This window comes from Leifsonia sp. HAY1-4F (genome assembly GCF_056755275.1).
Window position 1 is genome coordinate 1 of record NZ_JBNDHX010000282.1, and the last position, 273, is coordinate 273.

1 protein-coding gene is annotated in these 273 nt (G+C 64.5%); it reads left to right on the forward strand.

Going from position 1 to position 273, the window contains the following annotated elements; translation table 11 throughout:
• Positions 1-26: 26 nt before the first annotated feature.
• A partial coding sequence (locus tag ACPYOG_RS19540; protein WP_481295784.1) for a TSUP family transporter occupies positions 27-273 on the forward strand: 247 nt, incomplete at its 3' end.

A 273-nucleotide genomic window follows, 5' to 3' on the forward strand; every position in this document is an offset into this window, starting at 1 on the left:
GTGGTGGGGTATGCCACAATGCGCTCATGGACTGGGGGATGGTTCTGGGGTCTTTTGCTGTCGGCATCGTCGTGGGATTGACCGGGATGGGCGGCGGGGCGTTGATGACGCCGATGCTCGTGCTGTTCTTCGGCGTCTCGCCGTTGACGGACGTGTCGAGTGATCTGGTCGCGAGCGCGGTCATGAAGCCCGCCGGGTCGATCGTTCACTTGCGGCGCGGCACGGTGAACATGCGTCTCGTCGGCTATTTGTGCATCGGGTCGGTGCCGGCGG